Annotated in this window: 5 protein-coding genes; 2 read left to right on the forward strand and 3 right to left on the reverse strand. The window is 75.5% G+C overall.

Features of this window, described 5'->3' with window-relative positions; translation table 11 throughout:
* Positions 1-35: 35 nt before the first annotated feature.
* From P2H44_RS01635 to P2H44_RS01645, 3 genes are all read right to left on the reverse strand, one after another.
* Complete coding sequence (locus P2H44_RS01635; protein WP_275761673.1) at positions 36-9,992, reverse strand: autotransporter outer membrane beta-barrel domain-containing protein; 9,957 nt, start codon at positions 9,990-9,992, stop codon at positions 36-38.
* Between the two features lie 430 nt (positions 9,993-10,422).
* On the reverse strand, positions 10,423-11,202 hold the full coding sequence (locus tag P2H44_RS01640) for an SDR family oxidoreductase (RefSeq protein ID WP_275761674.1): 780 nt from the start codon (positions 11,200-11,202) through the stop codon (positions 10,423-10,425).
* Complete coding sequence (locus P2H44_RS01645; RefSeq protein WP_275761676.1) at positions 11,199-11,543, reverse strand: nuclear transport factor 2 family protein; 345 nt, start codon at positions 11,541-11,543, stop codon at positions 11,199-11,201. Before P2H44_RS01645 ends, P2H44_RS01640 begins: the two co-directional genes overlap by 4 nt.
* Before the next feature lie 121 nt (positions 11,544-11,664).
* Between P2H44_RS01645 and P2H44_RS01650 the strand changes: the two genes are divergently transcribed.
* Positions 11,665-12,570 carry a LysR substrate-binding domain-containing protein gene (locus tag P2H44_RS01650; protein WP_462976255.1) on the forward strand — a complete coding sequence of 302 codons (906 nt, stop codon included), beginning with the start codon at positions 11,665-11,667 and terminating at the stop codon, positions 12,568-12,570.
* A gap of 53 nt (positions 12,571-12,623) precedes the next feature.
* Positions 12,624-12,983, forward strand: a complete 360-nt coding sequence (locus P2H44_RS01655; protein WP_275761678.1) for a hypothetical protein — start codon at positions 12,624-12,626, stop codon at positions 12,981-12,983.
* The last annotated feature ends 98 nt before the right edge of the window (positions 12,984-13,081 follow it).

A 13,081-nucleotide genomic window follows, 5' to 3' on the forward strand; every position in this document is an offset into this window, starting at 1 on the left:
GGACCCGCCCGGGATCGCCCGGGCGGGTCCGAAGGTCAGAAGCGGACGTTCACGCTCAGCCGGCCGGCTTGGCCGGCGTAGCCGTCGCCCGCCGCGCCCTCGTAGCTGACGCCCACGTCGGCGCGGTCCCCGACCTCCAGCGCGACCCCGAGGCCGAGGCGACCCACCGCCTGCGCCTGCGCCGCGCCGTTGGCGAAGCCGGCGATGCCGGTGGCGTCGCGGGCGAAGCGGACGTCGGCGTCGTAGGAGTCGAGGGTCGAGAAGCTGACCCCCGCCCGCGCCCAGGCCCGCAGGCCCAGCGGATCGCCGCCGCTCTCGCCCAGCTCCCGCCGCAGGCCCGCCTCCAGCGAGGGGGTCACGACGAAGGCCGTGGCGGCGGCGTCCGAGACGCGCAGCGCCTGCCGCCCCGCGCCGGTCTCGGTGAAGCCCTGCGAGGAGACGTGGATCAGGTCGAGGTCGAGCGAGGGCTTCAGCCACGCGCCCCCCTCCAGCGCCTGCGTCCAGGCCGCCCGCGCCCGCAGCCCGAGGCTGAGCGCCCCGTGCTCCGACCGCGCCTGGCCCGGCGCGAGCGGCCCGGCGAAGCGGCGGGAGTCGAACTCCGACCACCCCGCCGTGGCGGCGCCGCTCAGCGACAGCGCCCCCCTCTCCCGGGTCACCGCGGCGCCGAGGAAGCCGGTGGTCCCCTCGACCGAGCCGCCGCCGCCCTGGCGGGCGAGGTTCAGCGTCTCCCACCCGAGGGCGCCCGAGACCAGCCAGCCCGGCGCGACCTCCAGCGTCGTCGCGAAGCCCGCGGTCCAGGCGTCGCCCTCGTAGCCGGCCGCGGCCCCGCTGGCGTCCTGGTCCAGGTGGCGGCCCGAGCCCAGCAGGGTCAGGTAGCCGCCCAGGCCCCCGGTCTCCCAGTCGACGCTGCGCCCGCCGGTCTCTCCGCAGCCGAGCAGGGTGTCGAAGCGGTCGCGGGTCAGCTCGAAGGTCGCGGCCTCGCCCGCCATCGTGGCGCCCAGCGTGGCGCCCGACAGGGCCGAGCCCAGCGCCCCGCCCTGCGCCGCCAGCTCCAGCTTGCCGAACAGGCGGGCGAAGTCGCGGTCCCCGGTCAGGAACAGCCGCTCGAGGTAGCGGGCGGCCTCGGCCTCCTGCCCGCCGAGGCCCGAGGCGAGCTCGACCCCCGTCGCGCGGAGCGTCACGCCCCCGTTCTCGATGCGCTGCTCGAAGCGGAAGATCGCGCCGCCCAGCCGGTCGAAGGCGCCAAAGATGTCGCCTCCGACCTCCATCACCCGGTGCTCCGCGCCCCCGATCAGGGCCCGCGGCGCGAGGCTGAGCGCCCCGTCGAGCGTCGCGTCGCCCGCCACGCGGATCACGTCGCCCCGGCCCTTCAGGGGCTCGGCGTCGACCGCCAGCGTCCCGCTCGACCCCTGCTCGAAATCGCCGGCGATGACGAGATCGGCATGGTCCCCGGGATCCCCCGCGACCAGCAGGCCGCGGTTCAGCACGTCGGCGTCGTAGCGCTCGGCCCCCCGCAGCACGCCGCCGCGGCGGTTGACCAGGGTGATCGCCGGCGGCGGCGCCGGCCGGACCGCCAGAACCTCGGGCCCCGCGGCGAGGGACGCCGCCGCCCCGCCCGGCGTCCTGACGCCCCGCGGACCGAAGGCAGAGCCGTCGACCCCGCCCTCGACCCGTCCCTTCTTGAAGGAGACGTTTCCGTCGATGACGCCCGCGTTGCGGATCGAGAGATGCGAGTCGTAGGGGTCGTTTCGGGTGATGTAGCGGATCGCCTCGCCCGACAGCGCCGTGATCGTTGCGCCCTGGAAGACGGTGATCGCGTTCTCCGCCCCGCCCCCATGCATCAGCAGGCCGTAGGCCGAGGGGCCCGAGCCGCCCTGCACGTAGCCGTTGATGAAGGCGTCGATCCAGACGTCCTGCATCCCCCGGCCGTTGGCGGCGCCCAGGCTCTGCAGGAACACCGCGGTGCTGTTGCGGCCGTTGGCGATCACCGCCGCCTCGGGCTGCATGATGAAGTCGATCGCGCCGCCGCGGCCGACGTCGCCGTTGGTGTTCAGCCCGGCGAAGGGGCCCTGGGCGTCGCCGCCCAGGCCCCCGCCGCCGCCCAGCGACTGGGCGATGACGCCGTAGGCGCCGTCGCCGTAGGTGACCAGGGGCCGGTCCACGTTGACGCCGACATAGCCGGCGTCGCCCTCGCCGTTCATCTGCTCGATGGTGCTGGGGGCGTAGCCGACCGACCGGCTGTAGATCAGGGTCAGCCCGTCGGCGAGCGAGACGTCGCCGCCGATGCCGCCGCCGCCGGCGATGGACTGGGCCACGATGCCGTGGGCGCCCTCGCCATAGGTGGTCGCGCAGGTGTCGAGCGCAGTCAGCGAGCAGCCCTGCGGACCGCCGAGCGTGACGTCGACCGAGCCCGCGCCCGCCGTGCCGCGGTAGCCCTCGAGCCCGCCGAGCCGCACCTCCGAGACGCTCCCCGAGCCGGCCGAGGCGATGCCCCCGCCGCCCGAGATCGACTGGGCGACGATGCCGATGGCCCGGTCGCCGACGGTCACGAGCCGACCGTAGAAGCCGACGTTCACGTCGTCGGCCCGGTCGGCGCCCTCGCCGCCCCGGCCGCCCAGCTGCAGCGTCACGTTCTTCTGCGCGCCGCCGATCCGCGCCACGCCGCCGCCGCCCGCGATGGACTGCGCCGCCAGCGCGTGGGCGTCGTCGCCCCGGGTGACCACCCGGGCGAGGGAGCTGGTCTCGGCCCCGGTGGGACCTTCGCCGGCGTATTCCCGCAGGATCTGCGCCTTGCCCGCGCCGCGGTCGTCGTCGCCGGCGCTGGTCGCGCCCAGGGTCAGGACCGCGCCGTCGGCGGAGTGGCCGAAGCTCGCCGCCCCGCCGCCGCCGCCGATCGACTGCACCAGCACCCCGTAGGCGCCCGCGCCCTCGGTGTCGATCGAGCCGCCGCCCACGCCGCGCCCGGTGTGGGTCAGCGACGCCTTGCCGGCCCGGCCGCCGCCCTGGGTCTGGCCCAGGGTCAGCGACGCGCGCGGCCCGGCGCCTGCGCCGTCGCCGATGTCGGCGAGGCCGCCGCCGCCGGCGATGGACTGCACCACCAGCCCGTCGGCGTAGTCGCCCGAGGTGGCGATCCCGCCGCCGAAGGTCATCGCCACGTCGGCGTTCCAGCCGCCGGTGGCGCCGGTCGCGCCCAGCTGCACGGGCAGGACGCCGCCGCTCCAGCCGTCGCGGCCGTTAGGCGCCGAGGCCTGGCCGCCACCGCCCGAGATCGACTGCACCACCACGCCGCGCGCGGCGTCGCCCGCGGTCTGCACCCGCGTGGCCCCGGCCGGGTCCACGCCCATCTCGACCGCGACCGCGCCCCCGTAGGAGCTGCCGCCGCCCGAGGCGCCCAGCGTGACGCGCGACAGCCACGGGGCCGGCGTCAGCGCCAGCCCCCCGCCGCCGCCCACCGACTGCACCAGCGCCGCGGTCGACCCGGCGCCGCCGGTGACCAGGGTCGCCTCGCCGATGTCGAGGGTCAGGTCGCCCGGATCGGCGATCGCGTCGCCGTTGCGGTTCGCCTGGCCGGTGCCGTTGGAGCCGCCGAGACGCATCTCGACCACCCCCTCGCGGTTCGAGACCGCGAGCGGCTGCGAGGTTCCCAGCGCCCCGACGCCGCCGCCGCCCACCACGTTCTGCACCAGCAGGCCGATCGCGCCGTCGCCGCCGGTCTGGATCAGCGCGTCGTCGCCCATCGTGGCGCTCAGCGCCGCGGACCCGAAGGTCCCGCCGTAGTCGCCGCCGACCAGCAGGCCGGTCCGGCCGGAACCGGTGGTTGCGCGCACGGTCGTCGAGCCGACGGCCGCGATGCCGCCGCCGCCCTGGATCTCCTGGATCACCGCGCCGTTGGCGCCCCAGCCATTGGTGAAGAACGTGCTGCCCGAGAGCGTCACGTCCAGCCCCCCGGCCGCCGCGGTCTGGTCCACGCCCTGGACCTTCTGGCGGTCCGCCGCCCCGGCCGAGGTCGCGCCCGAGGCGCCGACCCGGATCGAGACCGAGGCCATGGAGTCCGAGGTCGGATCGTGGCTCAGCCCCGCGACCCCGCCGCCGCCGGAGATCGACTGCACGATCGCCGCCTCGGCATGGTCGCCCCAGGTGCGGATCCAGCCGCCCAGCTCGGTCACGACATGCAGGTTCTGCATCCCGATCTCGGGCGAGGACTGGCCGAGGTCGATGCGCATCTTGTAGGCGTTCGGGTCGGGCGTGTTGGCCGCCGGCTGCGGCGGGATCTTCTTGCCGTTCGCCTCGTCGAGCGTCCAGGACGCGCCGCCGGCGGAGCCGATCACGCCGCCCCCGCCGCCGATCGCCTGCACCACCACCGCGTCGGCGTCGGCGCCGTAGGTCTGGATGTCGCCGTCGGCCACGAAGCTCGCGGCCTCGGGGACCTCGTCGGGCGAGACGTTGGCGCCCAGGATCGAGATCTCGCGGGTGACCGTGGTGGACTCGCCCGCGCTCGCGCGCTCCAGCAGCTCGAAGCCGTTGGCGACGCCGCCGCCGGCCTGCACGCTCTGCGCCACGATCCCCCGCGCCCCCACGCCCAGCGTGGTGATGAAGGAGCCGTCGTCCAGGGAGACGTCGAACCGGTCGGCGCCGCCGCAGGGGATGTTCGGCAGGCAGCCGGAGGCCGAGCCCATCGTCACCACGCCGGAGGAGAGCGAGGTGGTCTGCGCCCGGTCGATCTCGGCCGGGGTCAGCACGACCACGCCGCCGCCGACGCCGACCGACTGCACGATCGCCGCATAGCCGGCGTCGCCGCGGGTGGTGACGTCGTCCACGAGATGCATCGTCGCGCCGCCCGCGTGCCCGGCCCCGTAGGTCTCGACGCCCGAGCCCAGCGTCAGCTCGAACAGCAGGTCCAGCGCGGCCTGCTCCGCGTTCTCGGGATCGTAGCGGCGCAGGGCCGAGCCGTAGGCGAGCGTCGACATCGTGGTGCCGCCGCCGCCCGCCACCGACTGCACGATCACGCCGGGGGAGGCGTAGCCGTTGGCGTTGATCTTGGTGCCGTGCTCGAGCCGCGCCGCGACCGGGCCCGCGTCGCCCTGGCCGCCGTCGGCGCCGTGACGCAGCAGGCGCGCGCCCTCGATGCCCGAGACGCCGCCGCCGCCGCCGACCGACTGCACGATCAGGCCCGGGCTGCGCACGCCGTTGGTGACGATGCGGAAGGCGCCCTGCGCCGCGGCCTCGCCGCCGTTCCCGCCGCGCCCGCCGTCGCCGCCGGCGATGAAGTCGAGATGCGCGCCCCGGAACAGGGCGTTGAAGTTGTCGACGAAGATCGTGCGGTCGTCGACGTCGAGATGCTTCAGCGACAGCTCGGCCGCGGTCAGCGGCGCCGTGCCGATGCCGCCCATGCCGCCGCCGCCGCCCACCGACTGCACCGTCAGGCCGAAGGCCGCGGCGCCGTTGGTGGTGATGCGCCCGCCCTCGCCGTTCGCCTCGGCGCGGGCGGCGTTCGCGCCCTCGCCGCCCTCGCCGGAGCCGCCGATGCCCAGGCGCACGGCCGCCGCAGGCAGCGCCTCGTCGCCGCGGTCGTAGAGCGAGGCGACGTCGAGCTCCTCGAACGCCGCGTCCTCGTTGGTCTGGGGCTCGCCGTCCTCCTCGGGGGCCTCGGTCTCGGCGTCGATCCCGAGGTTGCCGACCAGGCGGGAGGCGCTGCCGCCCATGCCGCCGCCGCCGCCGATGGACTGCAGCAACACGCCATGCGCGCGGTCGCCGTAGGTCAGCACCTCGGCGTCCTCGCCCAGGCGGAAGCCGACCTGGCCGCCCTTGCCGCCCGCGCCGCCGGTGCCGCCGATGCGCAGGGACAGGTCGAGGAAGCCGATGGAGTCGTGGGGCACCGCGCCCCCGCCCACGCCGCCGCCGCCGCCGATGGACTGCAGCACCACGCCGTCGGCGTAGTCGCCATGGGTGACCACCGCGCCGTCGAGCGTGGGCATCATGAAGCGCGTCGCGTCGCCGGACTCCACCTCGGTGGCCGCCACCGCGAAGTCGCCGCCTGCGCCGCCCTCGCCGCCGCGGCCGCCCACGTTGACGTTCAGCGCCCAGGGCCGCTCGATCTGCTCCTTGATCTCCTGCAGCTCGAGGCCGAAGTCGATCACGTTCTTCTCGCCGTCCTCCTCGGCGCCGCCGCCGCCGAAGTTTCCGCCCAGGCCGCCGCCGCCGCCGACGCTCTGCAGCAGCACGCCGTCGCCGTCGGCGCCGAAGGTCTCGATCACGCCGGCCAGGTTCGCCTCGGCGATGCGTCCGCCTTCGCCGCCGCCGCCGCCGGTCATGCCCACGCCCACCGTCAGGCGGGGCGCCTTGAGCTTGCCGTTCAGCTTCTGCAGCACCGCGTCCGTCAGCTTCGAGGTGAACGAGACCGACGCGGTCTGCGAGGCGCCGCCGCCGCCGCCCACGCCGTGCATCACCATCCCGCGCGCGCCCTCGCCATGGGTGCGCAGGTAGGTCTCGGCGCCCAGGTCGGCCGTCATGCGCCCGGCGTCGCTGGCGCCGTCGCCGCCGTAGCCGCCGATGTTGATCGCCATCTTCACGCCGACGCCTTCGCCGAACTTCTTGGTGCCCGCGCCCGCGACGCCGCCGTTGCCGCCGCCCTTGGCGATGCTCTGCGCCAGGATCGCGTTCGAGTTCGGACCCCAGGTCTCGATCGCCGTCGCGCCTTCCAGGCTCAGGTCGACGTCGCCGCCGGTGCCGCCGGCGCCGCCGTTGCCGCCCATCGAGATCGAGACGGAGGTGTTGACCTTCAGCGACTTGACGTTCGGCTCCTCCTCGCCCGGGATCGCCTCCTTCAGCCGGTCGATGAACAGCGAGGCCGCCGCCATCGAGGAGCCGTCGCCCCCGTCGCCGCCGCCGCCGCCGACGGACTGGGCCAGGATCCCGTGGCCGCCGTCGCCCCGCGTGGCGATGCTCACGTCCGTGAGGTCGAGCGAGACCGCCTTGCCCTCGCCGCCCTTGCCGCCCTTGCCGCCGACCGCCGCCGCGCCGGCGATGGCGACCTGCAGGTCGAAGGCCGGGATCGGCAGGTCGATCGCATAGGCCAGCGCGTCGGCCGAGCCGCCGAGGCCGCCGCCCCCGCCCACCGACTGCGCCACCAGGCCGTGGTTGTTCGACACCCCGTCCTTCAGCGCGTCGCCGCCCGTGGCGATGGAGACGTCGTCGAGGCTGATCTTCACCTCCCCGGCGTCGCCGCCTTCGCCGCCCTTGCCGCCGACCGCCACCGCGCTGCCGAAGCCCACGCTGACGTCGGTGGAGGTGGCCGCGCCGCCGGCGCCGCCCCCGCGCCCGATGGAATGCGCGACCAGGCCGCGGGCGTGGCTGCCCCAGGTGGTCACGTCCAGCGCCTCGGCCGTGATGTCGACCTCGCCGCCCTCGCCCCCGGTCGAGCCGCCGCCGGCGATGGCCACCGAGGTCAGCGCGAAGACCCCGAAGGAGAGCGAGCGCGCGTCGCCCCCGGTGCCGCCGCCGCCGCCGATCGACTGCACCAGCGCGCCATGGGCGTTGTCGCCCTGGGTGAAGATGCTGTTGCGCAGGCCCTCGTCGCCCGCCTCGACCTCGAGCGTCACCTTGCCGCCGTCGCCGGTCGTTCCGCCGTCGCCGCCCACTGCCACGTTGGGCACGCGGGAGGCGATGGCGAACACGTCGCCGCCGTTGCCGCCGCCGCCGCCGATGGAATGCGCCAGCAGGCCGAAGGAATACTTGCCCCGGGTCTGGATGTTGGTTCCGGAGTGGAGCGTCGCGGTCACCGCGCCGCCCGCGCCGCCGCCGCCGCCCTGGCCGCCGACGGTGGCGACGCCCGCCGCCCCGCCCACGTCGATCACGTCGCCGCCGCCGCCGCCGATGGACTGCAGCACCGCGCCCGCCGAGGCGTCGGCCCTGGTCAGGATGCGGCCGCCGTCGCTCTCGAGCACGACCTCCCCGCCCGGGGTGCCGTCGCCGCCGGCGCCGGCCACCACCACGCCCTCGTCCGTGTCCGCGGTGACCCCGGCGCCGTCGGTGGTCAGCGACCCGCCGCCGCCCGCGATCGACTGCATCAGCAGCCCGTGGGAGCCGTAGCCGTCGGTGCGCACGTCGAAGCGGCCCGCGGCGCTGACCTTGCCCGCGGTCCCGCTGTTGCCGCCCTTGGTCTCGCCGGCGCTGAACAGCGAATACTCCGAGTCGGCCGACCCGCCGCCCCCCGCCAGCGACTGCATCACGATGCCGATCGAACGGCCGTACTGGGTCGAGATCACCGGCGCGACGCCGTCCTCGCCCGTCGGCAGGACCAGGGTCACGTCGCCGGCATTGCCGCCGCGACCCGCCTCCGAGCCGTGGAAGTCGACCAGCCCGCCCGGCGTGCGCACGCCGCCGCCCGAGCCGCCCTTGGCGTGGATCATCACCCCCGCCGAGTTCGCCCCCTGGGTGACGATCGAGGCGCCCGAGCCCAGCACGACCTTCAGGTCGCCCGTGTCGCCGCCGCGCCCGCCGTTGGAGTTGGTGGAGTTGCCGAGCCCCCCCAGCGCCCCCTGGGCGTAGAGCGCCACGCCCATGATGTTGTTGCCGGCGACGTCGACCTGGGCCCCGTCGGCGAGCTTGATGCGCGAGGTCCCCAGGGCCCCGGTCTCCGGGTCTATGCCCGCGTCGCCGCCCTGGCCGCCGTCGGCCCGCGAGATCCCGTCCTTCGACGCGCCCCCGGCCGCGCCGTAGGTGGCGGCCAGGATGCCGGCGGACTGGTAGATGAAATAGGGGATCGCCTCGACCTGGCAGACCGCGCCTTCCAGGCAGGCGCGGTCGATCACCTCGTCCTCGGGCGTCGCGGCCGGGGCGGAGTCGCGGGTGCGCAGCTCGATGCGCCCGTCATGAGCAACGTCGACCCGGCCCGAGTCGCCGCCGTCGCCGCCGTCCACGCCGATCGACTTGGAGGTGATGCCGGCGTAGCCCGCCTGGCTCGCCGCGAAGATTCCGTAGGCGTGGCCGGTCCTGTCGACATAGGTGCGCAGCAGGATGTCGCCCACGCTGTCGACGGACACCGCGCCGGCGTCGCCGCCCGAGGAGGTGGGATCGGCGCCGTGGCCGCTGGCGCTCTGCGCATAGATGCCGGCCGCGAGATCGCTCAGCGGATCCGGGCCGACCTTGCAGTCGAGCGAGAGGACGTCGCACATCCGGATGCTTCCGGTGTTGGTCACCGTCACCTGGCCGGCGTCGCCGGCGCTGCCGCCCCGGGGCTCGCCGTCGGTGGTGTCGCGCTCGCCGCCCGAGCCGGAGGTGCTGGAGGCGAGGATCGCCACCGCCCCGACCCGCGGCGTCCCGAAGGCCTGCGCGGCCGAGGCCGGCTCGAAGTCGATCCTCCCGGCGTTGGTGACGTCGACCGTGCCCCCGTCGCCCCCGTCGCCCCCGTCGCCGCCGCCGAAGGTCTGGTCGCGCGCGTCGCGTCCCTCGCCGCCGACCGAGGCGGCGTAGAGGCCGAAGACCAGGCCGCCGCGGTCCCACAGGCCGGCGGCGGAATCGTCGCCGCCATGGGCCGCGAAGTTCAGGTCTCTCACCGAGATGCTCGACTGGTTGTCGAGGGTGATCTCGCCGCCCGCGCCGCTCGCGCCCGCGTCGTCCTTGTCGTCCGCCCCCTGTCCGCCGCGCAGCCGCACGGCCAGGCCTGCGAACTGCCCGCGGTCCGGGATCCAGCCCAGCGTGTTGTAGTTGGTCAGGGTGTAGGAGCCCGCTGGATCGGCGTCCTGGTCGTCGTCGCCGGTCGCGTTCGGACCGGTGAACAGGACCTGCGCGCCGGCGACGCCGGCGTCCGCGGGAATGGTGCAGGATTCGGGCCCCACCCGCCCCGGCGGGCAATCGGCCAGCTGCGCGGCGGCCCGCGTCGCGACGAGCGCCCCGCTCATCCCCAGCGCCGCGGCGCAGCAGGACCCGAGCAGCACGGCGCGCAGCCGCGGACGCGCGCCGACGGCGCGCGTGTCGATGATCTGAAAGGACATGACGGCTTCCCCAAGCACCCAATCCACCCGACGGACCCCGCCGAGCCGCCGCGTGCGCCATCTCCCACCAGACATCGGGACGCGGTTCACGTTACGTTTATCGAGGTGAATTGGTTTGGCAAGCATATGAAATGGAATGGCATACCAGAATCCACGCCGGCCCTTCCCGGCTTGGCCGGCGTCGGAGTCCGCGCTGCGCGAGAATGCGCGCCGCGGTCCGCCGAAGGTTCCTGCACGAAACCGAATCGCCGCCGCCGAGCTCGCTCCGGCGCTTCGCTCCGCCTTGGATTCGAGGGTTGCGCGCCGGCCTCGGCCCGGATCTCCGTATTGCGTCCGGCCTCTCCGATACGATGCGCGGCCTGATCTCCCGGGCGCTCCGACGCCGGCGTCCCAGCCCGGGCGACGCGATGCGGCGCCGCCCGGGCGACATTCAGACGGTGGGCACGGTCCCGCCGTCGATCACCACCTCGGTCCCGGTGATCGCGCCGGCGCGGGGGGAGGCGAGGAAGGCGATCAGGTTCGCGACCTCGCCGGGCGTCGCGGGGCGGCCCAGCGGGATGCCGCCGAGCGCCTCCATGACGATCCGCCGGCCGCCCTCGCGGTCCGTGCCCGCCTCGGCCGCCAGCCGGTCGGCGAGCGCGACCGAGGCCTCGGTGTCGATCCAGCCCGGCGCGACCCTGACCACCCGCACGCCGCGCGGCGCGGACTCCTTCGACAGGGCCTTGGAGTAGGTCGAGAGGGCGGCCTTGGCCGCCGCGTAGGCGGTGGTCGCCTCGGGCAAAGGCAGGCGCGCCTGGATCGAGGAGACGTGGATCACCACGCCCGAGCCCTGCGCCAGCATCCCCGGAACCAGCGCCCGGTCGAGCCGCACCGCCGGCAGCAGGTTCATCGCCAGCTCCTGCGCCCACTCCGCCTCCCCCAGCGCCGCGAAGCCGCCGGCGGGGGAGGCGCTGCCGCCCAGCACGTGCACCAGCGCGTCGACCCCGCCGAGGCGCTCGCGGACCGCTTCGGCGACGGTCGCGCAGCCCTCCGGCGTGGTCAGGTCGGCCGCGACGAACAGGTCCACGGGCAGGTCGTCGGGGCGGCTGCGGGCGGTGGTCAGCACCTGCACCCCCAGCTCGCGGAACAGCGCGACGGTCGCCGCTCCCGCCCCGCGGGTGCCGGAGGTGATCAGCGCGCGCTGGCCCGAGAGGTCGAGAAAGCCGCTCATGCCCCGATCTCCAGCCGGCGGATGCCGGCCGCGCCGGTCTCGAAGGCGAAGCGCAGCACGGCGGGGGCGCCGGGGAAGTCGCCGGTCACCCGGACGCGCACCCGCAGGCGGCCGCCCTCCTCGGCCGCGTCCAGCGGCGCGTTGCGGAAGCGATACCGGTCATGGGCGCCCTGCCACCAGGCGCGGATCGCCTCGCGCCCGACATGGATCGCGCCCTCGTCCCTCACCTCGCCGTCGGGCGAAAAGCTGCGGGCGAGCGCCTCGGCGTCGCGCGCCGCATCCGCGGCGAAGAAGGCGGAGACGGCCGCGGGAAGGGGCGGGGCGGGAAGGTCGAGGCTCATGACGGCGTCTCCTGTCCTTGCGGGCGCCGGCGAAGGGCCGCCGGCTTCCCCGGACAAGTTGGCCCCGCGCCGCCATCCTGATAAGCTGGACGATGCGCCATGCGGTGATGAAGGAATCGGGATTATGAAGGGCTTCGCCGAGCTCGACGCGGTGATCGCCGTCGCCCGTCGCGGCAGCTTCCGCGCCGCCGCCGTCGATCTCGACATGTCCACCACCGCGCTCAGCCACGCCGTCGCGCGGCTCGAGGGGCGGCTGGGCGTGCGCCTGTTCAACCGCACCACCCGCTCCGTCGCCCCGACCGAGGCGGGCCGCGCCCTCGTCGCCAGCGCCGCCCCGGCGCTGGAGGCGCTGCGCGAGGCGATGGAGGCGGCGCGCGAGCAGGCCTCCGCCCCCTCCGGCGTGCTGCGCATCAACAGCGCCCCCGGCGCGGCGCGGCAGATGCTCGACCCGCTGGTGCTGGAGTTCCTGCGCCGCCACCCGCAGATGCACGTGGACATCGTGACCGAGGGCCGGCTGGTCGACATCGTGGCCGAGGGCTTCGACCTGGGCGTCCGCGCCGCCGATTTCGTGCCGGCGGAGATGATCGCCACGCCTCTCGGCCGGCCCCTGCGTCACGCGGTGGTCGCCTCGCCGTCCTTCCTCGCCGGCCGCACGCCGCCGCGCATCCCCCAGGACCTGCTGGGCCATCCCTGCATCCGGGTGCGTCTGCCCAACGGCGCCCTCTACCGCTGGGCCTTCGAGAAGGCGGGCGAGAGCCTGGCGCTGGAGGTGCAGGGTCCGCTGACGGTGGACGAGGCCGGACTCGCCCGCCGCGCCGCCCTGGCCGGCGTGGGCTTCGGCTATGTCCACGAATTCGAGGCGGCCGAAGAGATCGCCGCCGGCCGCCTGGTCCGCGTGCTCGAGGACTGGACCCCGCCGCTGCCGGGCCTGCGCCTCTACCACCCCGGCCGCCGGAACCCCTCCGCCGGGCTGCGCGCCTTCCTGGCGCTGGCGCGGGAAATGGCGCGGGCGGCGGGCGCCTCCTAGGCGCGCGCAACGGCGGCCTGTTCCCCGCGTCGGTTCCGCAGTAAGCCACGGCGATGCGCCCGTCGTCGGCAAACCGCATCCTGGTCGCGCTTCTCGCGGCGCTTCTCGCCGTGACGAGCGTCGTCTCGGCGCGGCTGATGACGCCCGAGGCGCACGATCCGGCGCATGCGGCCTACCTGCAGCTCGAAGCCTACGTCCACGGCGATCTCTGCGGGATCGAAGCGCCGGCGACCTCCGCCGATCACCAGTGCCCCTTCTGCCATGGCTTGCCCAAGGCGCCCGAGGTCGCCTGGGCGGGCCGCATCCTGCCCATCGAGGCGTTCCGCACGCGTCCCGCCCTCGCGCATCTGCTGCGCGGCGCGCGCGACCGCGACCTGTCCCGTTCCCCCAGGGGCCCGCCCGTCCGCGCCTGACGGCCTTCGCGCCGAACGCCGCGACGTGTCGCCCGGGCGAAGGCCTCGCCCGGGATTGCTGGCCTCCGCCCTCCCGGCGGACCCTATCGGAACGAGAT

This window comes from Albimonas marina (genome assembly GCF_029223255.1).
GTDB lineage: Bacteria > Pseudomonadota > Alphaproteobacteria > Rhodobacterales > Rhodobacteraceae > Albimonas.

Bases quoted from the DNA above. Each gene is read 5' to 3' on its own strand.
- P2H44_RS01635 (WP_275761673.1), bottom strand. From the start codon at position 9,992: ATGTCCTTTCAGATCATCGACACGCGCGCCGTCGGCGCGCGTCCGCGG.
- P2H44_RS01640 (WP_275761674.1), bottom strand. From the start codon at position 11,202: ATGAGCGGCTTTCTCGACCTCTCGGGCCAGCGCGCGCTGATCACCTCC.
- P2H44_RS01645 (WP_275761676.1), bottom strand. From the start codon at position 11,543: ATGAGCCTCGACCTTCCCGCCCCGCCCCTTCCCGCGGCCGTCTCCGCC.
- P2H44_RS01655 (WP_275761678.1), top strand. From the start codon at position 12,624: ATGCGCCCGTCGTCGGCAAACCGCATCCTGGTCGCGCTTCTCGCGGCG.